The organism is Microcoleus sp., assembly GCF_041354475.1.
Taxonomy (GTDB): domain Bacteria; phylum Cyanobacteriota; class Cyanobacteriia; order Cyanobacteriales; family Microcoleaceae; genus Microcoleus.
In genome coordinates this window covers 8,626-31,309 of sequence record NZ_JBGJZU010000074.1, presented here as the reverse complement: position 1 = coordinate 31,309, position 22,684 = coordinate 8,626, and the positions used below count along the sequence as shown (strand labels likewise).

Genomic DNA, 22,684 nt, shown 5'->3' with positions numbered 1-22,684 from the left:
ACAGCCGTTCTTTGCACTTCTTGTTAGGTGCATGGCCAGTTGTCGGTATCTGGTTCACAGCACTAGGTATCTCCACCATGGCTTTCAACTTGAACGGTTTCAACTTCAACCAATCGATTATCGACTCACAAGGTCGCGTAATCAATACATGGGCTGATGTCATCAACCGCGCTAACTTGGGTATGGAAGTAATGCACGAGCGCAACGCTCACAACTTCCCACTCGACTTGGCTGCTGGCGAAACCACACCAGTTGCTTTGGTTGCTCCTTCTATCAACGGTTAATTTTTAACTTGAGATAATCAAAAAGCGCTCCTAGAAATAGGGGCGCTTTTTGTTTGGGCTTTTCCCCAAATCCAAGAAACCGGGTTTCTGCGACAATCTCGGAATTCCCACCAAAATTCAGGAAGAAACCCGGTTTCTGACTCCCCACCCAAAATTCCCAAATCCAAGAAACCAGGTTTCTGCGACAATCTCGGAATTCCCACCGAGATTTTAGAAAGAAACCGGGTTTCTGACTCCCACGCGAGACTAAAGAATAGAATATTACGATAGACTCCAAGTTTTGGAAGTCGTATATTATGGAAGAGCGATCGTAAAAGGTAAGTCAAATGGTTGTCGCAGTTTCTAAAGCGGGATTGGGTACAGGTGCGGCTTTCCTGTCAAACGTGACATGGGAGACTCTGGAAAAATTGGATGCAGATTTGGCGGACACTGGGGCGCGTTTAACTTATTTGGATGGGTGTTTAGAAATTATGGCTCCTTTATCTGAGGAACATGAAGAACCTAAAAATACTTTAGGTCAGGTTTTAGAAGTTTATATGCGGACGAAGGACATTCGTTTCTACGGGCGAGGGAGCACAACTATCGGGATGAAGGAGTTGGGTGCACGGAAGGAACCAGATGAGTCTTATTGTTTGGGTACGCGCAAGTCGGTTCCAGATTTGGCGATCGAGGTGACGGTGACAAGTGGTGGAATTGATACGCTGGAAATCTATCGTCGGATAGGAGTGCGGGAGGTTTGGTTTTGGGAGGATGGGGTAATTTCGGTTTATTGTTTGCGCTCTACGGGATATGAGTTGGTTAGTAAGAGTGAACTTTTGCCGGAGTTGGATTTGCGATCGATCGAGTTTTATTCGCGGATGGCGGATCAATATGATGCGGTGAATGCTTTTATGCGATCGATGTAGAAGTTGAGAAGTGCGATCGTAAGGAGAAATTAACAATGCTATCTGTAGAAAAATGCCCTATTTGTGGCGGTGAAATAGTTATCAAAGAAGTCGATAAACTTTTACGGGGCGGCAACCATACTGCTATCTTAAAAGTGTCGGCTGAAGTTTGCCTAAGCTGTGGAGAACGGTTGTACTCTGTGGAAACAGTTAGGAAATTTGCCAAAATTAGACAGCAGTTACAGCGGGAAGAAACTCAAGAATTTCAACCGATGGGGCAATCTTTTCGCGTCGGGTTAAGCGCACCCGGCGGTTGAAACAGGGCAACCACGGGGGGATTGCCCCTACTACACAAACCCGGCGGTTGAAACCGCGTCTACACAAACAAAGTCTGCCTCCGCAGACTAAGAAATATAAATGGGTGGAATGTTACTGAGATTGAATGTATTGTTGAAATACACGATTAATCTGAAACTTCGATCGCAATCCTACTAACACTTTTTCCACTAAGCCTCGTCGGGCTAAAGATTGTATGGCTTGCAAAAATTCAGATTTGGATAATTCACTGTCAGCAGGTTGTTGGGAAATATCTACAGCTTCAGCTTGAGTCGCCAACAAGTAGCATACCTTTTTTTCTGAGTCTGATAAACGCTCAAGGTGAGATTCTAAAATCGGTTCTAAGTCACCTAAAAACAAATCATTTCCATCCGCTAAAAACAGGGAAACGCTACCATCAAATAATTCCCAAATTGTAGCAGCGATGATATTTAGCCAGGAAGGATGACCTTGATAAAGGGCGATTAAGTCTGACCATTTTTCCTCATCGGCTAATCCTTTTTCTCTGAGAATTTCTGCCGCTTCTTCCCCTAACCCTTTGAGGTGTAATGTTCGGGTAGCTCGGTTTTCGGCTTCTAAAGTAGTGATTTCTCTGGGTTTTTCCCAACTGAGGAGGATTAAACAACTCTGATGAGAGGATGTGGCAATTTGTTTGAAAAATTTGCCATAGTCTTCATAGCCTGTTAAATATCGACCTGCTAGTTGACTGCTTTGAAAAATATTCTGTACGTCATCAAGGATTACTAAACAGCGTGAGGTGCGAAAATAATCTATGATTGTGGTTAATGGGGTTTGTTGCGATCGCCCAAAAGATTGCTTGAGTTCGGTTTGGAGGGTTGTGAGTGTGGGAGTGTGGCTGAGGCTGCGCCAAATAATGTAATCAAATTCGGTTTGAGTTTGTTCGATGAGTTTGAGGGCGATCGCGCTTTTGCCAATTCCACTTAAGCCGTAGACGGTAATCAAGCGGGTGTGGGCTTCTAATATCCATTGTTTGAGGGTGGAGAGTTCTGATGTGCGATCGTAAAAGCTGGTTAATTCGGGTGCGTCTGTTAAATCGATGATGGGCGATATGGCATTATTTTGGGGAGAGTTAGGGGGATTGGGCGATCTGATTTTTGTATCTTCAATAGTTTGTATAAATTGACCCCCGATGTTAATATTATCAATTTGTAATAAACAGTGACCTAATTGGGAAGCTTGAGAAACTCTATACTTTTTCTCTAACTTAGAACGAAAATTTAATTTATTAAGGTCTTCTCCTAATTCCTCACGCAACTTTTCCCATAACTTCGCAGCTTCTTTTTTAACGTGAGATTCACTACAATGGAAATCTTTAGCTATTTGAGGATATTTTTGCCTGTACCAAACACCCGTCAGTATTGCTTCCTGTAGGGGTGTGAGATGTTCTCCAGTTTTGTCAAAAATCGAATTATTCGCCCATTCTACGACATCTTCAACATTCTTCATGGGTAGATACAAAGATATATTGAGGGTACTATATTATACCAAATCCTACTTTGTCAACCTAATTATACCAAATCATACTAAATTGCTTCAGTATAATTATAGAAATTGTGTGCTAAATCCGACCGTTTTGAGTTGTCACATTTGATCTAAATATTGCAAAATGACTGAGAGAATCCACCACAATTGCTTTCTCGATACTTTAGGTAAATTAGTTTGAATAGTTAGGGGTTATGTATTATGGACTTTTTATTTGCCATACCAAGTTTTATTTTTCACTTGGTATCAACTTTTTTCTCTTGGATTTTCAGTGTCATCTCTGTAATTATAGGTATTGTTCTATTGCCGTTTGTACTAGCGTGGGGATTATTGATGGAGGTTGGTAAGGCACTAATTTCAATAGTATTATTACCAACTTTATTGTTTTCTCACCCAGGAGACATCTCATCATCGCAACCTGTTGTCGCGACAACTCCTACAATTCATAATAACAATGTTGAACAAATATTCAATGATATACAGCAGCTAGAATTAGTGGGCAGAAACATGGAGCCGTCGAGAACTTACGAACAATTAGGACAGTGCGTTATCCTAACGCAAGAATACCAAAATCAAGCCGAAAAGTTAATTGAGAGGACGAATGATCTGCCCATGTCCTATAAGGTGACATTATGGCCAGCAGCTACAGGTCTCAAGTCGTGCCTTTCTTGTAATACAACTTCTATTAAACAACACTCCTGCAATGCGGTTCGCATGGGTCTCAGTGATTACCAATCAATGATGAATGAAGAGTAAGAAATAACCAGTATTAGTAGGGTGCGTCACATTTATATAAATTTTCGATCAAACAGATCAATTATAGCAGGTGACACACTCTACCAAGTAAAACTAACGTCGAAATAGAGTGCCATCAGGCATTTTTGCACCGTTGAGATTTGCTTGTCTCAAGTCTGCACCACTCAGGTTAGCTTGCTGTAAGTTGCTACCAGTAAAGTTTGCTTTTTGTAAGTCAACCCCACTTAAGTCTACTGCACTCAACTTGTTTGCTAGTAAATTTAGTAAGTCTTGACTATTTAGGGTGGAACTTCGCCAGAAAGCGCTGTTATTTAGATGTAGCTGAATTAACCCTAGTAATTCGTCCTTACTAAGATTTACCTGATTAGGATCGCTTTTGATTAAGTTAATTAAATCATGCTGATTTAGCTTAGAGTTGACTAGCTTCTGTACATCTTGCTGGCTTAAGTTAACTTTATTCCAGTCTAACCCGCTGAAATCCAAGTTACTAGGGTCAGCTTTGATGAAATTGACTAAATCTTGCTTGCTCAAGTTAACTGTCAATATTTTGAGGGAATCTTCCTTACTCAATCTAATTTTACTCCAGTCAAATCCCTGGAAATCTAAGTTGCCAGGGTTTTTAACTTTGCTGATTTTGACTTCACTCAAGTCAGCACCTGTTAAGTCTACGCCAGTCAAATTTGCACCACTCAAATCGGATCTTCTCAAATCAGCATTATGCAGGTTAACACCTTGTAGATTCTTACCACTGAGGTTAGCACCTGGTTGGATTTCGGTTTCAGTGGCTACTGCATTGCTTGTAGAGTCTTTACTGCCACAAGTTCCTTGTCCGAAAACTAAAAAGCAATCAGTTTTTTTAGTGACATTAGGTGGACTTCCTTCTGCTCTGACTTGAGCCGGGTGCATTAGGAGGATTCCAAAACATAAAAATGCGACAATTAAAAACTTGCTAATCAACTTGTTAGCGATTGTAATTTGAGGTAACATCGTAAACTTTATCCTACAGTGAGTTTGACAGAGATTGAGACAGATATAATATTTGCTAGTCTAACAGCAAAATAGGGAAACGGCGCGATCGATCGCGCTACTTTTTTAAAGTATAGTTTCCCTAACTGTTGTTCCCACCTTTAACTAACGAGGCCCAGCTTCAATTGCAGAATTGGCTATGTTAACGAGCATTTTCTCTTCCCCATTCTTCATCGTTACTCGATACAAAACGCCTTGATACTGCCATTCAACTAAGGCCGTGCAATAAGCACCACAACCATTATAAAAAACTCCTTGTGTTCTGCCAGCTAATTGAATGGTTTTGAATTCACTCCTAAATCCTCTGATCGGTGGTTGGGCTGGTTCTCCACCTCTTTCTGCTGATATACTCCCGATATAGCAAGGTGTACTGTTGCAATTAGGTATGTGGCCCATATCAACACTATACCCCTTTGTTTCTACTCGGCTTTTCAAGTAAATTTTTTGTGAGAACGGAAGCTGACTGGGTAAAAAAATTGGTACTCTCGTCTTACCTTGAATTTCTGAGAGAATTTCACGTACAGGAAAAGGACTACTCGATCGCGAATTACCACCTTCAGAATTAGCAGACTGAGGGCGAAACCCTTGCACAAAATTAGTCCACCGCTGAATTTTATTACCAGTAATATCTAAAATAGGAATAGAACGAGTCCTTGATATTGGCCGCCCAGCCTCCTCCTGAGAATATTCGATCGCAGTACGCTCTGGTTTCCCTAAACCATAAGTATTAGCAACATCGCTAGCCAATTGACAGTTGATTCTGAATTGCCCCATGTCAATTTTGCCATTTCCGGCGCGGTAATACCAAGTCCTACCGCCAGCGTTGGGTATCTCCTGACAATCAGAATATGTCACCTCAAACATCTTGGCGATATGCACGTCATAGAGGCGCAACTGACCCCCATAAGCAGATTTTGTGGTATTGGTTTCTGACACAGTAAGGGTATAGGTTCCTTCTGCGTGTTGTAATCTCATTGGAACTTGTGTTTGAGCGATCGCCTCTGGTATCCTCTGAATAGGAGTTCCGAAAACCCAACTCAAAGTAATAATAGCAAAGCTGCTTAGGAATAGTTGTTTTACGCCTCTCATTTGTTCCTATAAAACTATTGGATAGTTGTATTATAGAGCCTTAATTTAACCGAAACAGGACTTATCTGCGTCGATGCAAAGAAACCGGGTTCGATCCAAATTCTCGATCTACTTCACCACGCCCCAAGTGTTTTAGGAGTCGCGAGAGCAATATTACTTGAGAGTCTTGTGGAAGTGCAAGAATCTCAGCTTCCAGATTTTCAAGTGTCATAGTATTTAATAATTTTCCGATACATTAACTCTCTCATAATTATAATTCATTTCTAGCATCATTAACTGTCACCATAAGTGTCATCGGATCGATAGGTGAAGCAGTAAACCCGCACTTCTCATAAAACTGCTTTGCCTCTTCCGAAATAGCGTGTACCAAAATTGCCCTTATTCCCGCAATTTCAGCAGCTTGCAAAGTGCGAAGGATAGCATCTCGCAGCAAAGCACGCCCGATACCTTTACCTTGCCAGTGCCGATCGACTGCAAGTCTTCCAATTACTATAACTGGAATTGGATCTGGCATATTACGCCTAACTCTACCTGTTGCAGTAGTTTGTGCTAGTGCGCCATTAGCAAGACAGTAATATGCAATAACCACTTGGCCAGCGCAGACAACGTAAGTCCTTGAAGCGCCCTCCAACTCATTTTTTAAAGCATGACGTTTTAACCATTCATTTAACTCATTGTTATCTGAATTAAAGCTGTCAATTTGATGTGATAAATTCAGTTTTTCGGGAGGATAAAGCTGCTGTCGATCTTGTTCTAATCCCATGGAGATTTAGTTGTTAGTAATGCGTGTAGCTTTTCATTTCCCATAGGTTGAGCATCTAGCAATGCCACAAATTCCTTAAATTTAACTTCATCTAACCCAAAAAAACACCGGTCTAAAAGAACATCTTGGGCTTTTTGGTAGGCTGAATCCACCATGAACTCTGAGGGACTTTTTCCTTGTATTTGAGCCGCGCGATCGATTAAATCGCTTTGAGGTTGATTCATTCGGATATTGATTATCGTATCGCGCTTTTGGGCATCCTCACCCCCGATAGATCCAACTTCTCGATCTATTTCACCACGCCACAAGTGTTCTATAAGTCGCGATAGTAGTGCTGCTTGAGAGTTCTTTGGAAGTGCAAGAACCTCAGCTTCAAGATTTTCTAGTGTCATAGTATTTAAGGATTTTATAATATATTAACTCTATCATACTTTGGGATGAAGAACTATAGCCCGATCGCCCAATTAATTAAAACGCCAGTTTTTGAAATAACTCCGCAACCGGAAGAGTAAAGCCGGAGACGATTTCTTCGCCATCGAGGGAATCAGCGGACTTGAGCAGGCGATCGGGCTCTTGGGACGATCGATACACCAACACATACTTTTCTTTAGGGTTAATCACCCAAACTAAACGCGCTCCATTTTCAAAATATTCTACCAGTTTATTGTGAATTTCTGCCACTGTATTGCTAGGAGAAAGGATTTCTACGGCAAGATCGGGCGCACCTTCTAAAAAGCCATCGGGTAGTTCTTCTAACCCTTGCAAGCGTTCTTTTGCCATGAATGAAACATCGGGCGATCGCTTGTTTCCTGATTTCATCTTGAAAGCAGTGCTGGAATCGAACATCGCGCCTAGTTTTTGAATGCGGACATAACCACCGAGCAAAATCATCAAGATACTGCAAACATAACCGTGTTTTGCACTCCTGTTTCCCATGTCAATTAGTTCTCCATTTACAATTTCGTAGCGGTGTCCATCTCGGTTGAGTGCCATGAATTCAGCATCAGTCCAGACTTTTTCCTCTGCTGGGGTTTCAAGTTGGTTTTGCCCTGGATGTTGAATTAGAGTAACCATAGCTTTCTCCTAAACTTATATTTTTAGTTAAACATGATTCATTTCAAACTTGAAAAAATCGCCCTTAAAGACTAATCCGGCGGTAGACTTCAGCCATCGGAAGCTCTATATTCAAGCTGTGCAGGACGATCGCCCGATCGATCCCATCGTATACTTGCCATTGCCAGCGATCGCTACTTTGGCGATCGAGGTTGTGATATTGCTCAATATATGCTTCAGTTTGACTCACCAGCAAATATTCACAAAAACTAGCAATAGAGCGATATTTTCGGAACTTTTCACCTCTATCGTAGGCTTCTGTAGACGGCGAAAGAACCTCGACAATCAGTAAAGGATTGAGAATTTCGTCGGTGCGAGATCCATTGAATTCCGGTTCGCCATCAATTACCATAACATCGGGATAAGTGCCGTGATTGAAGCTAGGAATCCAAATTCGTAAATCGCCGTTATAGGTTTGAAAATTGGTGTCTCGGAGAGCCACGTTGAGAAAAGTCGTAGTATCTACGGCAATACGGCTGTGAGCGGGGGAACCTCCGGGCATAGCGATAATCTCTCCGTTACAATATTCGTGACGTTCTTCGGCAGTTTCTTCGATCGCCCTATATTCATCTAGAGTGAAGCGAGTCTTTGTCACGTCGGTCAGATTTGGTGGGTTGGTTTGAGTAATAACCACGATCGCACCTCCTAAATAATTAGACTTTAAATAATTATGGCTTACAGCTAGATAATTGTCTCAACCCAGAAGCGATCGGATTTGTAGAAATTTATCTTTCATCAATTTTACCCGATCGCCTATTCATTATTGAGGGCGAAACCTTTGCACAAAATTAGTCCACCGCTGAATTTTATTACCACTAATATCTAAAATAGGAATAGAACGAGTCCTGGATATTGGCGGCCCAGCTTCTTCCTGAGAATATTCGATCGCAGTACGTTCTGGTTTCCCTAAACCATAAGTATTAGCAATATCGCTAGCCAACTGACAGGTAATTCGGAAAGAACCCATGCTAATTCTACCATTTCCGGCGTAGTATTCCCAAATCCTAAAGCCAGCTTTGGGTATTTCCTGACAATCAGCATATGTCACCTCAAACATCTTGGCGATATGCACGTCATAGAGGCGCAACTGACCCCCATAAGCAGATTTTGTGGTATTGGTTTCTGACACCGTAAGGGTATAGGTTCCTTCTGCGTGTTGCAGTCTCATTGGAACTTGTGTTTGGGCGATCGCCTCTGGTATCCTGTGAATGGAAGTTCCGAAAACCCAACTCAAAGTAATAATAGTAAAGCTGCTTAGGGATAGTTGTTTTACGCCTCTCATTTGTTCCTATAAAAATATTGGATAGTTGTATTATAAGTCTTACAACAATCATTAGTGTTGGGTTTATTTCCTGTTTTAGTAACGCAATCCAAATCTAAGAAACCGGTTTCTGCGATAATTTACGCATCCTCATCGAAATTTACTGAAGAAACCCGGTTTCTGACTTCCCAAGACTCCAAAAAACCGGGTTTCTGGCTTCCCACAAATCGCCTAAATTCAACTAAACCAAGCTAGCCACACTGGAAGCATCAACAGCAACCCCACAGAAGTTATGGCAATACTGCAAGCTAACAAATCGCGATCGAGTTCATAGACTTCTGCTAAAATCTACACAGAAAGTGCCGTGGGTGTTCCCGACATCAACACCAGCACGAGTCTCGGATCGCCACTCAATCCGCAATAACTAGCAGCCAATCCTATGAACATGGGGACAATTATTGCTTTTAACAGCAATATGTTTTTTCGTTGGCGGTTGTTTATGATATTTTTTACCGCAGAGGACGCAGAGAGCGCAGAGAAAGAGAAGTGAGAGATGAATGATTTCTATGTTAATGGAGGAGTTGAGATTAATTGAATGATACTGAATTACACTGATTAATTCAATTTCAAAGCATTAACAGGTACTTCATCCCAAGCGCTGACAGTGCGCAATGTAGCAACCCAGCCCTGTTTTTTTTGTTCTGGGGTTAAATTTTGTTCAAAAGAATCATGGCATTGTTTAGCTTGAGTCTCATTGACACAAGCAATGCAAGCATACAGAATGCCTGATGGATCGATTTGTTCGTTTACCCAAATAATCATAATTTACTCTCCTAATTTACTTTTTTTTCACAGGCAAGATGCCTGTGCCACTTGTTTTTAACTCCTAGCTCGATCTGAATTACTTTGATGCCAAAGTCGCCAGAGATTCACCCGCCAGCCGACAAATCCGCCAGTCTGGCATCACATTAGCACCTATGCCTTTGTAAAATCCGATCGCCAATTCATTCCAATCCAACACACTCCATTCCAAACGCCCGCAGCCGCGCTCCACTGTCAATTGCGCTAAATATACTATTAAAGACTTGCCAATTCCCCGCCCTCGAAACTCAGGGAGGACAAACAAATCTTCCAAGTAAATTCCCGGCTGAGTCAGAAAAGTAGAATAGTTGTGAAAAAACAGCGCCCACCCCACCACTCGACCTTCGGACTCTGCTAAAATTGCTTCGGCAAAAGGTCGATCGCCAAACAGATGATTCTCCAAATCCACAGCACTGCCCGTGACAGCATCCGATAACTTTTCGTACTCAGCCAAAGCTTTAATCAAATCAAACAACACGGGCACGTCTGCCCGCGTAGCTGGACGCAAAATTATTTCAGAAGACATAAACCAGCATTAAGTGACAATCAAACATCAAAATACCATTATTTCTTAGTCCGCGGAGGCGGACTTTGTTTCTGTAGTAGCGGTTTCAACCGCCGAATGATCTTATTTCAGCCATCCCTTTAAGCGTTCTGTCACTTGAGGTCGCCGGAGTTTCCGCATCGCCTTATTTTGAATTTGACGGACTCGTTCGCGGGACAAATTGAACAAACTACTCACCTCTTCTAAAGTGTAAGGTTCCCCGGTTACTAAGCCATAACGCATTGCCACAATCTCTTTTTCCCGCTCTGTCAAAATATTGTCCAACACCTCCAAAATATCTTGGCGCATCATCATCTCATTCATTTGAGCTTCAGGAGATTGCGTCACGCTATCTTCTATCACATCCAACAGTTCCGAACTTTCTTCCGAGCCGATACGGTGGTTGAGAGACAAAGATTGTCGGCGTACTTGCTGGAGGTAACGAAGTTGTTCCGAAGTAACTTCCATGGCTTTAGCAAGTTCAGCTTCGGTGGGATTGCGTTGGAGAGAGCGCTTAACATCCCGATAAACTCTTTTTAGCTTATTTAATTGTTCGACAATGTGAACCGGCAATCGAATCGTCCGCCCTTGATTGGCAATTGTGCGAGTAATTCCCTGGCGAATCCACCAATAGGCATAGGTAGAAAACTTGTAACCTTTCTCAGGATCGAATTTTTCGGCTGCTCGATTTAAACCCAAAGCGCCTTCTTGAATTAAATCCAGAAAAGGTACGCCCCGATTCAGATAGCGTTTGGCGATGGAAACCACCAACCGCAAATTCGAGCTAATCATTTTCCGTTTCGCTGACTGACACTGATACCGGAGATTTTGCAGTTGAGTTTCGCTCAAACCCAAAGCCGCTGCGAGTTCAGCTTTTGTGGCACTTCTCCCCAATTCGTGCTTCAAATTCTGTTCTAGTTCCTCAAGGGCTACTAATTCTTGGACGCGACGAGCTAATTCTACCTCTTCGGTGGCAGTCAGCAGGGGATAGCGAGCCATTTCCTTGAACAAAGCTCCGACGGGATCGTCGGCAGACCAGTTGTTGTATGCTGACGAGCGAGTTAAAGTCGGAAGATCGATCTCGATGTCTTCATCTTCTGCGATCGCGAATGAGGCTTCCGGTGCCACCGCAAAACTGCCTAGGTCAGATTCTGCCATATGGTGCTTGGTGTCGGTGGAATGATTTCAAATGTCTGCCTTTACTTTAACGAATTTAAAGCCAAATTCCCGAAATCCCCCATTCAAAATCCAAAATCAATTGGTTCGAGCCAATAAAGGAGCAGCTTGCAACAACTGCTGAGTGTAAGGGTGCTGTGGATTCGTGAAAATATCCCTAGTCTTGCCAATTTCCACAATTTTGCCAGCATTCATCACTGCAATGCGATCGCAAAAAAATCGCGCCACCCACAAATCATGGGTAATAAACAAATAAGTGAGATTAAATTCCTGCTTCAATTCCAACATCAGTTCTAAAACCTGCGTTTGAACACTTGCATCCAGCATACTCACCGGTTCGTCGCAAATAATCAATTGTGGGCGAGTAATCAAAGCGCGAGCGATGGAAACCCGCTGCTGTTGTCCTCCTGACAATTCCGCTGGATAGCGACTCCAAAAATCTTCCCCAGGAGTCAAACCCACCCGTTCTAACATTTGGATTACTTGTCTTTTAGCTTCGCGGGTATTAGCTAGTTTGTGAATCAATAAAGGGTCAGCAATACTTTCTCCCACAGTCATCATCGGATTCAAACAAGCGTGGGGGTCTTGAAATACCATTTGCATTTGGCGGCGGTGTTTCCTCACAGCATCCCTAGTCAGGGCTGTCAAATTTATTCCCTGAAATTCCACTTTGCCACCCGTCGAGGGAATTAGCTGCAAAATCGTCCGTGACAAGGTACTTTTGCCACAGCCTGACTCCCCTACCAGCCCTAGGATTTCTCCCTGTTCTAGCTGGAAATTAACCCCATCTACTGCTCTAATTACATCACGTTTCCCAGAAAATAACTGTTCTAATAAATTGCTTTCTAAACTGTAGTGCTGCTGCAAATTTGTCACCCTCAACAGAGGAGAATTGCTTTCCTCGTTCCCCCCTTCCATGGGGTTAGGGAGGGATGAACTTTCCCCCCTTGGGAGGGATGAACTTTCCCCCCTTGGGAGGGATGAACTTTCCCCCCTAGGCAGGGGTTGACTTTCCCCCCTTGGCAGAGGCTGACTTTCCCCTCTTGGGAGGGGCTGACTTTCCCCTCTTGGGAGGGGCTGACTTTCCCCCCTTGGGGGAGACTGAATTTCCCCCCTTGGGGGGGGTAGGGGGGGGTTATCTTCTCCGGGTACGGGGTTGTATTCTTCCTTCTGAATGTGCAAAGCTGCTTTTAAGAGCGATCGAGTATATTCGTGTTGTGGTTGTTGAAAAACTTGCTCCACTGGTCCGGTTTCTACCACTTTGCCACCATACATCACCGCAATGCGATCGCAATACTCAGCCACCATCGCCAAATCGTGAGAAATCAACAAAATAGCCGTTCCCCGTTCAGCACAAAGTCGCGTTAATTCCTGCAAAATCTGGGCCGCGACAGTAACATCCAAACTGGTAGTTGGTTCATCCGCCACAATTAATTTAGGTTCGAGCAAAAGAGCCAAAGCAATTGCCACTCTTTGGCGCATTCCGCCACTAAATTCATGAGGAAATTGCGACCAGCGAGAAGCCGGAATTTTTACCGCTTCCAAAACTTCAATCGCCCGTTTTTTAGCTTCCTTTCTTGACAAATTCGGTCGATGAGCCTGCAAAGTTTCAATACAATGTTGACCGACAGTCATCAAAGGATCGAGGCGAGTCATGGGGTCTTGAAAAATCAGTGCCACAGCTTCGCCCCGAAACCCTCTGAGTCGCGAAGCATTCATTTCAAATATTGACTCTCCACTAAACAGAACTTGCCCCTCAATCAGGGTTGACTCCGGCAGCAAACGCATCGCCGCCCGTCCCAAAGTTGACTTGCCGCATCCCGATTCCCCAACTAATCCCAGCTTTTCCCCCGGTTGCAGTGTCAGGGAAACGCCGTCAACAGCCCAACCGGATTGGCCACGGCGCTGAGGATAAGCTACTCGTAGATTTTCAACGCAAAACAAAGAATATTCATTAGTCATTAGTTATTTGTCCTTAGTTATTAGTTATTTGTTATTGGTTATTGGTTATTTGTTATTCGTTGTTTGTTATTCGTTGTTTTTTTTACTCTCAACAGTCAACAGCCGACAGCAAAAATTCAACTGTCAACTGCTAACTGTCAACTAACAAAGGACTAAATTTCCTTTCGCTTCAACTCAGCTTTCCGCAGTATATAAGTAGCCGCACAATCTGCATGGGGATGGTCTGCTAAAACTTCTGCAAGTTCCAATACATAGCCGGCGATGTCTGGACCTAGCTTTTCTATCAGGACTTGGCGCTCCCTTTCCGCCAGTTCCTGCAAGCGGGCTTTAGCTTGCCAGGTGGGAGAAAACATTTGGTCAATCTCGGTGTGGAATCCCAGACTTTCGAGAAGGTCCCACTCGCCGTTATCGCACCAAATTCCCCCGCATAGCGTACACCGCTCTATGTAAAACGGTATTCTGCTAAAAGGAACTTTTGTTCGCGACAGATAGTGACCATCTTCGGGACACAGGGCGGCTTTGCTGTCGTAGGGAGATGGTGTAAATTCTATGCCGACAGTGGCTGTCTCCCGTTTGTCGGATTTGAGGGACCACTGGCGCTGGTTTTTTTGCCAAGTTTCGTATTCTCGGCCTGGAATCCAGATACCATAACAGTTGGGACACCATTGCACCGAAATAGCACCGGCTAATGTGCCACCCTCTAAGTTGGGATGTTTGCATTTTGGACATTCCACGGCTTTAATTTCTCCTTACCTGCTCAATTCTTGGTTAACTCAGTTGTTAATTCTGCCTTTTGGGCGGTATCTAAAGCTACATAATTTTTGGGCAGCAGCACACCACAGTAGCCAATTAGCGTGTTAATCCTCTCCATTGCCGCAGTTTGTCTGGCTGTCGCTGTCGCTGGCTGGCGGGATGCTTGCAAAAATGTGACATCTGTACCCAACATTCGCAGTTGCTTGTGAATTTCCGTCAGATAGGACTGTTCTGCGGGTGTTTCTGAGGACTCTAACTCACTGTTGTCGGTTGTCATAATTTGGTTTCCGAAAAATTGTTGCACTTTTTTGTATTCCGCCATCAGTGCAGCTCGATCGAGATTATCCTGTGCAGCAGTTTTTTGGAGCTGCTCTAGTGCTTGCTTTAATTTGTGATACCCCTGATAGCGATTTTCGGACAAGATCATAATTTTGTAAATAAATTTCTATTTATAATCAAAGTAGATTTTTTCTTAAAGTTAGTGAGATTTTTTTGACGGGAGGGCATCTCTCGATCGCCCTTGTCTGACCTCTCACTGCCCAAATATTCTGATTCTACAGTATCGGTCTCCCGTAAGGGCGGCCATAGTGTCACTATATTTTCCTCCCTGGGAGGGGGGACGATATGGAATTTAATCGCTATAGTTGACAAAAAAAATTGACTCTTTTTGGCGATTGCAACTTCTGACATCTAATTAGTTTAGTATAGCTAAACACATATTTTTGGCAATTGAACCGATAGTGGACTTTTCACCATTTGTATTTGTAAGTTTTAAAGGTGCCTACCATGAATGCTCAAACTCTCACTCCTGCTATCGATCCTGCGATCGTTCCCGATTGGCTACAAGAATGCCTGAATGCCCGATCGACCCTAGAAGCAGACTCTAGCTCCCATTGTCCCACTGGCAACAACTTAATTTGTCAGGCCTTTGAATTTGCCCGTGACTTGCACGAAGGACAATACCGAAAGTCAGGAGAACCTTACATTTGCCATCCGATAGCTGTGGCTGGGATGCTACGCTACATGGGTGCTAACAGTGCGATGATCGCAGCAGGCTTCCTCCACGACATTGTTGAAGATACAGACGTGACTGCCGAAGATTTGGAACAAAAGTTCGGCTATGAAGTGCGACAGTTGGTGGAAGGGGTCACAAAACTTTCTAAATTTAATTTTTCCAGCAAAACTGAACGCCAAGCTGAAAATTTTCGGCGGATGTTTTTAGCAATGGCTAAAGATATTCGAGTCATTGTCGTCAAGTTGGCAGACAGACTGCACAACATGAGGACTTTGGAGCATCTGCCAGAAGAAAAGCGCCGCAGCATTGCCCTAGAAACACGAGAAATTTTTGCTCCCCTGGCGAATCGTTTGGGTATTGGTCGGTTTAAGTGGGAATTGGAAGATTTAGCTTTTAAATACCTGGAACCGGATGCTTACCGCGAAATTCAGGATTTAGTAGCTGTCAAACGGTCCGATCGCGAAATTCAACTGGCAGAAGTTACAAATAGTTTGCTAGAAAGACTTGAAAAATTAGGCATAAAATGCTATGAACTTAGCGGCCGTCCCAAACATTTGTACGGGATTTATCGGAAGATGCAGCGCAGTCAAAAAGGGTTTCACCAACTTTATGATATTGCTGCGGTGCGGATAATTGTCGAAACTAATGATGACTGTTATCGAGCTTTGGCGATCGTCCACGATTCTTTCCGCCCCATACCAGGCCGCTTTAAAGATTATATCGGTTTACCGAAGGCAAATCGCTATCAATCTTTGCACACAGGAGTAATCGGAACCAGCGGCCGGCCCATCGAAGTGCAAATTCGTACAGTAGCAATGCACCACATCGCAGAATACGGGATTGCCGCCCACTGGAAATACAAAGAAACAGGTGGTTCTAGCAATACGAAAGTCACCGGAGACGACGAGAAATTTACTTGGCTGCGGCAACTGCTAGAGTGGCAAAGCGACCTCAAAGACGATCGGGAATATTTAGAAAGCATTAAAGACAACTTATTTGACGAAGATATCTATGTTTTTACTCCCAACGGAGATGTCATTGCTCTCAATAAAGGTTCCACACCAGTAGATTTTGCTTATCGCATTCACACCGAAATCGGCAATCATTGCACCGGGGCGCGGGCAGGCGGGCGGATGGTGACACTAGACACTGTTTTAAAGAATGGCGATATAGTCGAAATTATGACTAAAAAAAATGGTAGTCCCAGTTTAGACTGGCTGAACTTTGTCAAAACAAACGGAGCGAAAAACCGCATTAGACAGTGGTTTAAGCGATCGCACCGAGATGAAAATATCGCCCGCGGCCGGGAATTATTGGAGAAAGAATTAGGCAAAAGTGGCTTTGAATCTTTGCTCAAATCCGAACCGATGCAATCAGTAGCCCACCGCTGCAATTACCACAGCGTCGAAGACTTATTAGCTGGTTTAGGCTACGGTGAACTGACATTAAATCTGGTAGTAAATCGCATCCAAGATTTGGTAAAACTCCGCCAAAAAGTTGAGGTTGCCACCGTGGGTTCAGCTCAGGAATTGCCCACGCAAATACCTGTGATGATGCCACCGAAACCAGTGCCGAGTTCATCTCCGAGCAAATCGCCGATCGCAGGTGTTGAAGGATTACTTTACCATTTGTCAGGCTGCTGTTGTCCAATTCCGGGGGAAGCAATTATTGGAGTTGTGACTCGCACCCGTGGCATTTCTATTCACCGACAAGGTTGTGTAAACGTTGAGTGTGTGCCGGGGGATCGGCTGGTTCCTGTGAGTTGGAATGCGAGCCCTCGCAATGGCAGTCGCCCGAATACTTATGCGGTTAATATTCAAATTGAAGCCCTAGACCGAGTAGGAGTTTTCAACGATGTATTATCGCATTTAAAAGACAATCAGGTCAACGTCCGCAGCGCTCAAGTAAAAACCTATCCCGGTTTTCCAGCCTTAATTGACTTGTGCATGGATATCCAGGATAAAGAACAGTTCGAGCGCACTTGTATGCAAATTAAAAATATGAGCGATATTTTGAATTTGCGGCGGCTGAGTCAAGTGACTGAATAGGGAATTGGGCATAGGGAATAGGGCATTGGGCATGGGGAATTGGGCATGGGGAATTGGGGATTGGGAATTGGGCATGGGGAATTGGGCATGGTTAGTTGTTAGTTGTTATTTGTTAGTTGGTAATATTACCCGAAATCAGGACAAGGCAGTGCCCATTGGTGTCAACTTAAGCCTGAAAGCCCTGAGAAATCTGGTTTTTACCCCAGTCTAGATCCCCCTCTTCCTCCCCTCCAAGGAGGGGCCGGGGGTGGGTTCCGGGGCATTGGTGTCAACTTAACGTCAAACCTAGTCACAGATTGCTGTTTGACTATTAAATCCAGATCCCCCCTAGCCCCCCTTCCCAAGGGGGGGACAAGATTCCGATCAAAGTCCCCCTTCCCCCATCCCCCCTTGGGGGGGGCAGGGGGGGGTGGGGGGGCTAGGGGGGGGTGGGGATTTAGGGGGATCTAGACTTAGGTAAAAGCGACATTTATCAAGGCTTTCAGTCTTAAGTTGACACCAATGGTTCCGGGGGTTCCCGCGATCGCCCCATCGCCCCACCTCCCCATCTCCCCATCTCTCCCTCTCCCCCTCTTCCCATCTCCATGCCCATGCTTATATTTCCGGTTTCAAATCTCGTTCCATCAGAGCTAAAACTGCTTGTTCCGGAGTAATTTCACCATTGAGTAAACGGTAAACTTGACGGGAAACAGGTACTTCAATAGCACGTTGATTAGCTAAATCAATCAAAACATTGGTAGTATTTACTCCCTCAGCCGTGCTTTGTAATTCCTGCAAAATTTGCTCTAAAGATTTACCTTGAGCCAATCCAAAACCAACCCGGTAATTGCGCGATAAAGAACTATTACACGTAGCGAGTAAATCTCCCAAGCCTGACAAGCCATAAAAAGTTTCTGCTTGAGCGCCCAAACGAACACCAACTCGAATCATTTCCGGCAAAGCACGAGTTAGCAAGGCAGATTTTGCATTAGTTCCTAATTGTAAACCGTCGCAAACACCAGCGGCGATCGCAAATACATTTTTCAGGGTACCACCCAATTCAGTTCCCAAGGGATCTTGATTAATATAAACCCGAAAAATTTCCGAACTGTAAATATGCTGCACCTGCTTAGCTGCTGCTAAATCCGAACTAGCTGCTACCGTTGCAGCCGGTAATTCCTGCCGAATTTCCTCAGAAAGATTGGGGCCAGAAAGCACCACAATCGGATGGCGAGGAAAAGCAGTTTGCCAAATTTGTGAAGGAGTACGAGTAGTGGCGGGGTCTAAACCTTTGGTAACAGTAACTATAATGGTGTTAGGGCCCAGATTTGTGGACAGAAGTCGATCGACTGTAGCGGCAACTCCTTTCATCGAAACTGCCGAAACCACAACATCCGTACCTGTAATCGCAGACTCAAGTTCAAAAGAACTACGACGGGACCACAAGTTAACTTGATGGGCATTTTTACTTGCCAGATTTGCCAGTGCCGAGCCCCAAGCACCTCCGCCTAATATTGTCAAGATTGTCATTTGGGTAATAGGTAATAGGTAATAGGTAATGGGGAATTGGGAATTGGGAATTGGTTATTCGTTATTCGTTATTCGTTATTCGTTATTGGTAAGTAGCAACTATCAACTATCAACTATCAACTATCAACTGCCAACTGTCAACTGTCAACTGTCAACTGTCAACTGCCAACTGCCAACTGCCAACTGTCAACTGCCAACTGTCAACTGTCAACTATCAACTGTCAACTGTCAACTGTCAACTGTCAACTGTCAATTGCGGTCGCAATCCATAATGACGGTATCGCCAATAATCGCGTAAAATGCGATCGTGATCGAAGCACAATTGGGTTGGAATACGCCAAGATTCAAATATTTCTAAATTTTTAGCATCGTCAGCAGCTTCAGGAATTCCGGTGGCGGAAGCTAGGAAGACAATGCTGAGAGTATGTTTGCGAGGGTCGCGATTTGGGTCAGAATAAACGTAGAATTGCTCGATTAATTCTACTTCTAATTTGGTTTCTTCTAAGGCTTCCCGTTTGGCCGCTGTTTCTGCGGATTCGCCACAATCCATGAAGCCGCCGGGAATCGCCCAGCCGTAGGGAGGATTGCGACGTTCTATGAGTACGATCGGGCGGTGGGGGCGATCGACCAATTCTATGATAATATCAACTGTGGGCGTAGGATTTTGGTAAATCATTTGGTTGGAAATTGGGAATTGGGCATCGGGCATTGGGTATGGGTCCTTGGGCACTAATGATTTTATTATGTAACAAACAACCAATAACTAATAACTAATAAGTAATAACTAATAACAAACATTATGCCTAAATGGATCGAAAAAGTTTTCGGTATCGGTACAGTTACTATTCTCCTATTAGGCGCAACTGGATATTGGTACGTTTTTATCGCCGGAGCACCTCAGTTAGACCCTCCGAAAGTAGTCACCGATGCCAACTTGAATTTTGAACTCAAAACATATAAAAGTGTGGCTATGAATTCAGAGCGCACTTACGGCTTAATTTTACCACCTGGGTACGCTAAAAATTCCCAACAGCGTTATCCAGTTATTTTTTTGTTACACGGGGGACACGGAGACGCACGGGCTTATCAAGACAAAGCTGCTGTTACTTCTGTGCTTCACGACTTGTATCAAAGCAAAAGATTACCGCCCTCAATTATAATTACTCCTGACGGAAACGACCAGCGGGGTACAAGTCCTTTGTGGGACCCGCAGTATTTTGATGGGCCCAATGGTCTGGTGGGAAGCGCGATCGGCTCGGAATTGGTTTCTGAGATCAAATCGCGCTATCGAACCCTGGAAGACCCGAAATTCTGGGCAATGGGGGGACAATCTTCGGGGGGTTGGGGTGCTTTTAATATCGGTTTGCGTTACTTGAATAATTTTAATATTCTGTTCAGCCACAGCGGCTATTTTACGGATCAAAGTGGCAAGGCTAATAGTCCTAAATATTTAGTTGAGAAACTTTCTATTAAAGATAGACAAAGACTCCGGGCTTATTTGGATGCGGGGGAAGGAGATGAGAAGTTTCTTACTTCCACTCAACAGTTTCACGCTCAACTAAATAGTTTGGGTATTGCGAATGAGTTTAACAAATTTGCGGGGGGACATGGGATTGTGGGCCCTGATGTCGGTTGGAATTATTGGCATAAGCATTTGGCGGATTCTTTGAGTTATGTTGGAAAGCAGTTTAATATATCAATGTCCGCACCGAAAAATAGAAACTAGCAAATATAAAGGTGAACTGTGTTAAGTCAAAAAACTAGAATTGGACTCTGGACGGCATCATTTTTAACCGGATTGGTAGGAGTGATTAATCTGCTGTCTGCTGTAACTCCTAGTTTACCCGATCGCCGAAATTGGTTAGAGCCTTTTTTTCCTTTTACCGTGAGGGCTGGCGGGCATTTTTTTGCAGCAGTTATCGGATTTATGCTGCTAACTCTGGCAACTAATTTGTTGAGGCGAAAACGGATTGCTTGGTTGCTGACAGTGGGATTGTTAATCCTTTCTATTGTCGTTCATTTAATCAAGGGATTGGATGTTGAAGAAAGTTTGCTTTCTGGGGTACTCTTGTTTCAGTTGTTGGTGATGCGTAAGACTTTTACTGCTAAGTCGGATCGCCCTTCCATTGCTCAAGGAATTCGGGTTTTGCTAGGCGCTTTGTTGTTTACCCTCGCTTACGGGACGATGGGTTTTTACATTCTGGATGGGCGCTTTGAAGTTAACGAACAAGCGGTTAATTTTGATTGGGATCGAGCGCTATTCCAAACTCTGGCAATGTTTTTTACGGCGGATAATGCCGGATTGGTTCCCAAAACTCGGTTTGCAATGTTTTTTGCGGATTCGATTTATGCTGTGGGTTCGGTAACGCTTGGTTATGCACTTTTGATGCTGCTGCGTCCCGTGCTGTTGCGAGATTCGGCAACTTCTTCAGAACGGTATAAAGCTCAAGAAATTATCGCCAAATATGGACGGACTACCCTAGGGAGATTAGCGTTACTTGAGGATAAATCTTATTATTTTAGTCCTTCGGGAAAAACGGCCATCGCCTACGTGCCAAAAGGCAGAGGTGCGATCGCCTTGGGAGACCCCATCGGGCCACCAGAAGACCGCAAAGAGACAATTTTGGGGTTTCAAGAATTTTGCGATCGCAATGATTGGTATCCGACATTTTATCAAACTTTACCGGATGATTTAGAAATATATTATGCTCTCGGTTTTCGAGTCATACAAATTGGCGAATCAGCTATGGTAAATCTCAAAGATTTTAGTCTCAAAGGCAAGGCTAAACAAAATTTAAGAACTGCCATAAATCGCTTGACCAAAGCCGGACACCAAGTCAAATTTTACGAACCGCCTTTAAGTTCTGACTTGATACGGCAAATGAAAGCTGTGAGTGATGAGTGGCTGCAAATGGTTCAAGGTGCAGAAAAACGTTTTTCTGTAGGCTGGTTTAACGAGACATATCTACGAGAAACTCGCGCTATAGCTATCCAGACGCCCGATGGTAAAATTAGTGCTTTTGCTAATATGATATCTTCGGGAAATCAGGTAGTTGGAGTTGATTTAATGCGAAGGCGGATTGAGGTGGAAAATGGCACGATGGAGTGTTTATTTGCTTCGATGTTGCAGCACTGTCAAGAATTGGGATATGCAGAATTTGACTTGGGTTTATCGGCTTTGGCGGGAGTGGGAGAAGCTGAAAAATCTGGGCGTTTGGAAAAGGTGTTAATTTATCTTTCTGAACACTTGAGTAAGTTTTATAATTTTCAGGGATTGCACAGTTTTAAAGATAAGTTTGGCCCGCGCTGGGAAGCGCGTTATTTGGTTTATCCCAGTTTGGGCAGTTTGCCGGATGTTGTAGTTGCGTTGATTCGGGCTGATTCGGGCGATCGACTTTGGGATTATTTGCGGCCGGGAAGTTAGAAAAGGTCTTAATCCCCAGGCTCTTAACTGGTTCCCAGGCTCTGGCCTGGGAACCCATATCTAGAGGCTCTGTTAACTGGTTCCCAGGCTCTAGCCTGGGAACCCATATCTAGAGGCTCTGCCTCGGTTCTGCTAGGCTAGGCCCCGAACAGGTAGGCGCTGGCCTTGCAAAACCTGTGCATACAGCTTTTCCAACTCAGTAATATTCTGACTGAGAGTATACCGATCGAGCGCCCGTTGGCGAGCTTTTTTAACTGGTTCCCAGGCTCTAGCCTGGGAACCCATATCTAGAGGCTCTGCCTCGGTTCTGCTAGGCTAGGCCCCGAACAGGTAGGCGCTGGCCTTGCAAAACCTGTGCATACAGCTTTTCCAACTCA

Annotated in this window: 22 protein-coding genes and 1 pseudogene; 7 read left to right on the top strand and 16 right to left on the bottom strand. The window is 44.0% G+C overall.

Features of this window, described 5'->3' with window-relative positions:
• The 3 genes and pseudogenes from ACBR23_RS22625 to ACBR23_RS22615 all read left to right on the top strand — a co-directional run.
• A pseudogene (locus ACBR23_RS22625) lies at positions 1–284 on the top strand (photosystem II q(b) protein); the annotation flags it as partial.
• A 326-nt stretch (positions 285–610) separates the two neighbouring features.
• Positions 611–1,189, top strand: a complete 579-nt coding sequence (locus ACBR23_RS22620; RefSeq protein WP_371120478.1) for a Uma2 family endonuclease — start codon at positions 611–613, stop codon at positions 1,187–1,189.
• Positions 1,190–1,224: 35 nt separating this feature from the next.
• Positions 1,225–1,485, top strand: a complete 261-nt coding sequence (locus tag ACBR23_RS22615; RefSeq protein WP_096828198.1) for a YgiT-type zinc finger protein — start codon at positions 1,225–1,227, stop codon at positions 1,483–1,485.
• Between the two features lie 112 nt (positions 1,486–1,597).
• Here the strand turns inward: ACBR23_RS22615 and ACBR23_RS22610 are convergent, their stop codons facing one another.
• Entirely contained in the window at positions 1,598–2,971 is a 1,374-nt protein-coding gene (locus ACBR23_RS22610) for an NB-ARC domain-containing protein (protein ID WP_371120479.1), read from the bottom strand.
• Positions 2,972–3,208: 237 nt separating this feature from the next.
• On the opposite strand from ACBR23_RS22610, the gene ACBR23_RS22605 reads away from it, so the two are divergent.
• Positions 3,209–3,763 carry a hypothetical protein gene (locus ACBR23_RS22605; RefSeq protein WP_371120480.1) on the top strand — a complete coding sequence of 185 codons (555 nt, stop codon included), beginning with the start codon at positions 3,209–3,211 and terminating at the stop codon, positions 3,761–3,763.
• A 93-nt stretch (positions 3,764–3,856) separates the two neighbouring features.
• Here the strand turns inward: ACBR23_RS22605 and ACBR23_RS22600 are convergent, their stop codons facing one another.
• The 13 genes from ACBR23_RS22600 to patD form a co-directional block, all read right to left on the bottom strand.
• Positions 3,857–4,669, bottom strand: coding sequence for a pentapeptide repeat-containing protein (locus ACBR23_RS22600; protein ID WP_371120481.1), 813 nt, complete (start codon positions 4,667–4,669; stop codon positions 3,857–3,859).
• 225 nt (positions 4,670–4,894) lie between these two features.
• Positions 4,895–5,878 carry a hypothetical protein gene (locus ACBR23_RS22595; RefSeq protein ID WP_371120482.1) on the bottom strand — a complete coding sequence of 328 codons (984 nt, stop codon included), beginning with the start codon at positions 5,876–5,878 and terminating at the stop codon, positions 4,895–4,897.
• Between the two features lie 250 nt (positions 5,879–6,128).
• Positions 6,129–6,641, bottom strand: a complete 513-nt coding sequence (locus ACBR23_RS22590) for a GNAT family N-acetyltransferase (RefSeq protein ID WP_371120483.1) — start codon at positions 6,639–6,641, stop codon at positions 6,129–6,131.
• Entirely contained in the window at positions 6,632–7,033 is a 402-nt protein-coding gene (locus ACBR23_RS22585; protein WP_371120484.1) for a DUF1778 domain-containing protein, read from the bottom strand. The genes ACBR23_RS22590 and ACBR23_RS22585 overlap by 10 nt, the downstream gene beginning before the upstream one ends.
• Positions 7,034–7,109: 76 nt before the next feature.
• A complete protein-coding gene (locus ACBR23_RS22580) occupies positions 7,110–7,715 on the bottom strand; it encodes a Uma2 family endonuclease (protein WP_371120485.1) in 606 nt (201 codons plus the stop codon).
• 64 nt (positions 7,716–7,779) lie between these two features.
• Positions 7,780–8,388, bottom strand: coding sequence for a Uma2 family endonuclease (locus ACBR23_RS22575; protein ID WP_371120486.1), 609 nt, complete (start codon positions 8,386–8,388; stop codon positions 7,780–7,782).
• 126 nt (positions 8,389–8,514) lie between these two features.
• Positions 8,515–9,036, bottom strand: a complete 522-nt coding sequence (locus ACBR23_RS22570; protein ID WP_371120487.1) for a hypothetical protein — start codon at positions 9,034–9,036, stop codon at positions 8,515–8,517.
• Between the two features lie 594 nt (positions 9,037–9,630).
• Positions 9,631–9,837, bottom strand: coding sequence for a glycogen debranching protein (locus tag ACBR23_RS22565; RefSeq protein WP_341734958.1), 207 nt, complete (start codon positions 9,835–9,837; stop codon positions 9,631–9,633).
• 79 nt (positions 9,838–9,916) lie between these two features.
• Positions 9,917–10,402 carry an N-acetyltransferase family protein gene (locus ACBR23_RS22560; RefSeq protein WP_371120488.1) on the bottom strand — a complete coding sequence of 162 codons (486 nt, stop codon included), beginning with the start codon at positions 10,400–10,402 and terminating at the stop codon, positions 9,917–9,919.
• 102 nt (positions 10,403–10,504) lie between these two features.
• Positions 10,505–11,578, bottom strand: coding sequence for an RNA polymerase sigma factor, RpoD/SigA family (locus ACBR23_RS22555; RefSeq protein ID WP_341738467.1), 1,074 nt, complete (start codon positions 11,576–11,578; stop codon positions 10,505–10,507).
• Between the two features lie 96 nt (positions 11,579–11,674).
• On the bottom strand, positions 11,675–13,558 hold the full coding sequence (locus ACBR23_RS22550; RefSeq protein ID WP_371120489.1) for a dipeptide ABC transporter ATP-binding protein: 1,884 nt from the start codon (positions 13,556–13,558) through the stop codon (positions 11,675–11,677).
• A 152-nt stretch (positions 13,559–13,710) separates the two neighbouring features.
• Positions 13,711–14,292: a zf-TFIIB domain-containing protein gene (locus ACBR23_RS22545; protein WP_341738469.1), complete on the bottom strand. Its 582-nt coding sequence runs from the start codon at positions 14,290–14,292 to the stop codon at positions 13,711–13,713.
• 23 nt (positions 14,293–14,315) lie between these two features.
• Positions 14,316–14,738, bottom strand: coding sequence for a heterocyst frequency control protein PatD (gene patD, locus ACBR23_RS22540; RefSeq protein ID WP_341738470.1), 423 nt, complete (start codon positions 14,736–14,738; stop codon positions 14,316–14,318).
• A 359-nt stretch (positions 14,739–15,097) separates the two neighbouring features.
• Between patD and ACBR23_RS22535 the strand changes: the two genes are divergently transcribed.
• Positions 15,098–17,374, top strand: a complete 2,277-nt coding sequence (locus ACBR23_RS22535; protein WP_371113642.1) for a bifunctional (p)ppGpp synthetase/guanosine-3',5'-bis(diphosphate) 3'-pyrophosphohydrolase — start codon at positions 15,098–15,100, stop codon at positions 17,372–17,374.
• Between the two features lie 594 nt (positions 17,375–17,968).
• Here ACBR23_RS22535 and ACBR23_RS22530 read toward each other — a convergent pair.
• On the bottom strand, positions 17,969–18,883 hold the full coding sequence (locus ACBR23_RS22530) for an NAD(P)H-dependent glycerol-3-phosphate dehydrogenase (RefSeq protein ID WP_341739849.1): 915 nt from the start codon (positions 18,881–18,883) through the stop codon (positions 17,969–17,971).
• A 235-nt stretch (positions 18,884–19,118) separates the two neighbouring features.
• The gene (locus ACBR23_RS22525) at positions 19,119–19,559 is read right to left on the bottom strand and encodes an NUDIX domain-containing protein (protein WP_371113777.1); all 441 of its coding nucleotides are present in this window, start codon (positions 19,557–19,559) and stop codon (positions 19,119–19,121) included.
• Positions 19,560–19,682: 123 nt separating this feature from the next.
• Between ACBR23_RS22525 and ACBR23_RS22520 the strand changes: the two genes are divergently transcribed.
• Together ACBR23_RS22520 and ACBR23_RS22515 are read left to right on the top strand one after the other, a co-directional pair.
• Positions 19,683–20,609 (top strand): alpha/beta hydrolase, encoded by a 927-nt coding sequence (locus ACBR23_RS22520; protein ID WP_371120490.1) that lies wholly within the window; start codon positions 19,683–19,685, stop codon positions 20,607–20,609.
• 18 nt (positions 20,610–20,627) lie between these two features.
• On the top strand, positions 20,628–22,307 hold the full coding sequence (locus tag ACBR23_RS22515) for a phosphatidylglycerol lysyltransferase domain-containing protein (protein ID WP_371120491.1): 1,680 nt from the start codon (positions 20,628–20,630) through the stop codon (positions 22,305–22,307).
• Positions 22,308–22,684: the final 377 nt, after the last annotated feature.

Coding starts and splice junctions, on each gene's coding strand:
- ACBR23_RS22605 (WP_371120480.1), top strand. CDS start 3,209: ATGGACTTTTTATTTGCCATACCAAGTTTTATTTTTCACTTGGTATCA.
- ACBR23_RS22580 (WP_371120485.1), bottom strand. CDS start 7,715: ATGGTTACTCTAATTCAACATCCAGGGCAAAACCAACTTGAAACCCCA.
- ACBR23_RS22600 (WP_371120481.1), bottom strand. CDS start 4,669: ATGCACCCGGCTCAAGTCAGAGCAGAAGGAAGTCCACCTAATGTCACT.
- ACBR23_RS22610 (WP_371120479.1), bottom strand. CDS start 2,971: ATGAAGAATGTTGAAGATGTCGTAGAATGGGCGAATAATTCGATTTTT.
- ACBR23_RS22530 (WP_341739849.1), bottom strand. CDS start 18,883: ATGACAATCTTGACAATATTAGGCGGAGGTGCTTGGGGCTCGGCACTG.
- ACBR23_RS22555 (WP_341738467.1), bottom strand. CDS start 11,578: ATGGCAGAATCTGACCTAGGCAGTTTTGCGGTGGCACCGGAAGCCTCA.
- patD (WP_341738470.1), bottom strand. CDS start 14,738: ATGATCTTGTCCGAAAATCGCTATCAGGGGTATCACAAATTAAAGCAA.
- ACBR23_RS22535 (WP_371113642.1), top strand. CDS start 15,098: ATGAATGCTCAAACTCTCACTCCTGCTATCGATCCTGCGATCGTTCCC.
- ACBR23_RS22570 (WP_371120487.1), bottom strand. CDS start 9,036: ATGAGAGGCGTAAAACAACTATCCCTAAGCAGCTTTACTATTATTACT.
- ACBR23_RS22590 (WP_371120483.1), bottom strand. CDS start 6,641: ATGGGATTAGAACAAGATCGACAGCAGCTTTATCCTCCCGAAAAACTG.
- ACBR23_RS22565 (WP_341734958.1), bottom strand. CDS start 9,837: ATGATTATTTGGGTAAACGAACAAATCGATCCATCAGGCATTCTGTAT.
- ACBR23_RS22560 (WP_371120488.1), bottom strand. CDS start 10,402: ATGTCTTCTGAAATAATTTTGCGTCCAGCTACGCGGGCAGACGTGCCC.
- ACBR23_RS22550 (WP_371120489.1), bottom strand. CDS start 13,558: ATGACTAATGAATATTCTTTGTTTTGCGTTGAAAATCTACGAGTAGCT.
- ACBR23_RS22585 (WP_371120484.1), bottom strand. CDS start 7,033: ATGACACTAGAAAATCTTGAAGCTGAGGTTCTTGCACTTCCAAAGAAC.
- ACBR23_RS22615 (WP_096828198.1), top strand. CDS start 1,225: ATGCTATCTGTAGAAAAATGCCCTATTTGTGGCGGTGAAATAGTTATC.
- ACBR23_RS22620 (WP_371120478.1), top strand. CDS start 611: ATGGTTGTCGCAGTTTCTAAAGCGGGATTGGGTACAGGTGCGGCTTTC.
- ACBR23_RS22525 (WP_371113777.1), bottom strand. CDS start 19,559: ATGATTTACCAAAATCCTACGCCCACAGTTGATATTATCATAGAATTG.
- ACBR23_RS22595 (WP_371120482.1), bottom strand. CDS start 5,878: ATGAGAGGCGTAAAACAACTATTCCTAAGCAGCTTTGCTATTATTACT.
- ACBR23_RS22520 (WP_371120490.1), top strand. CDS start 19,683: ATGCCTAAATGGATCGAAAAAGTTTTCGGTATCGGTACAGTTACTATT.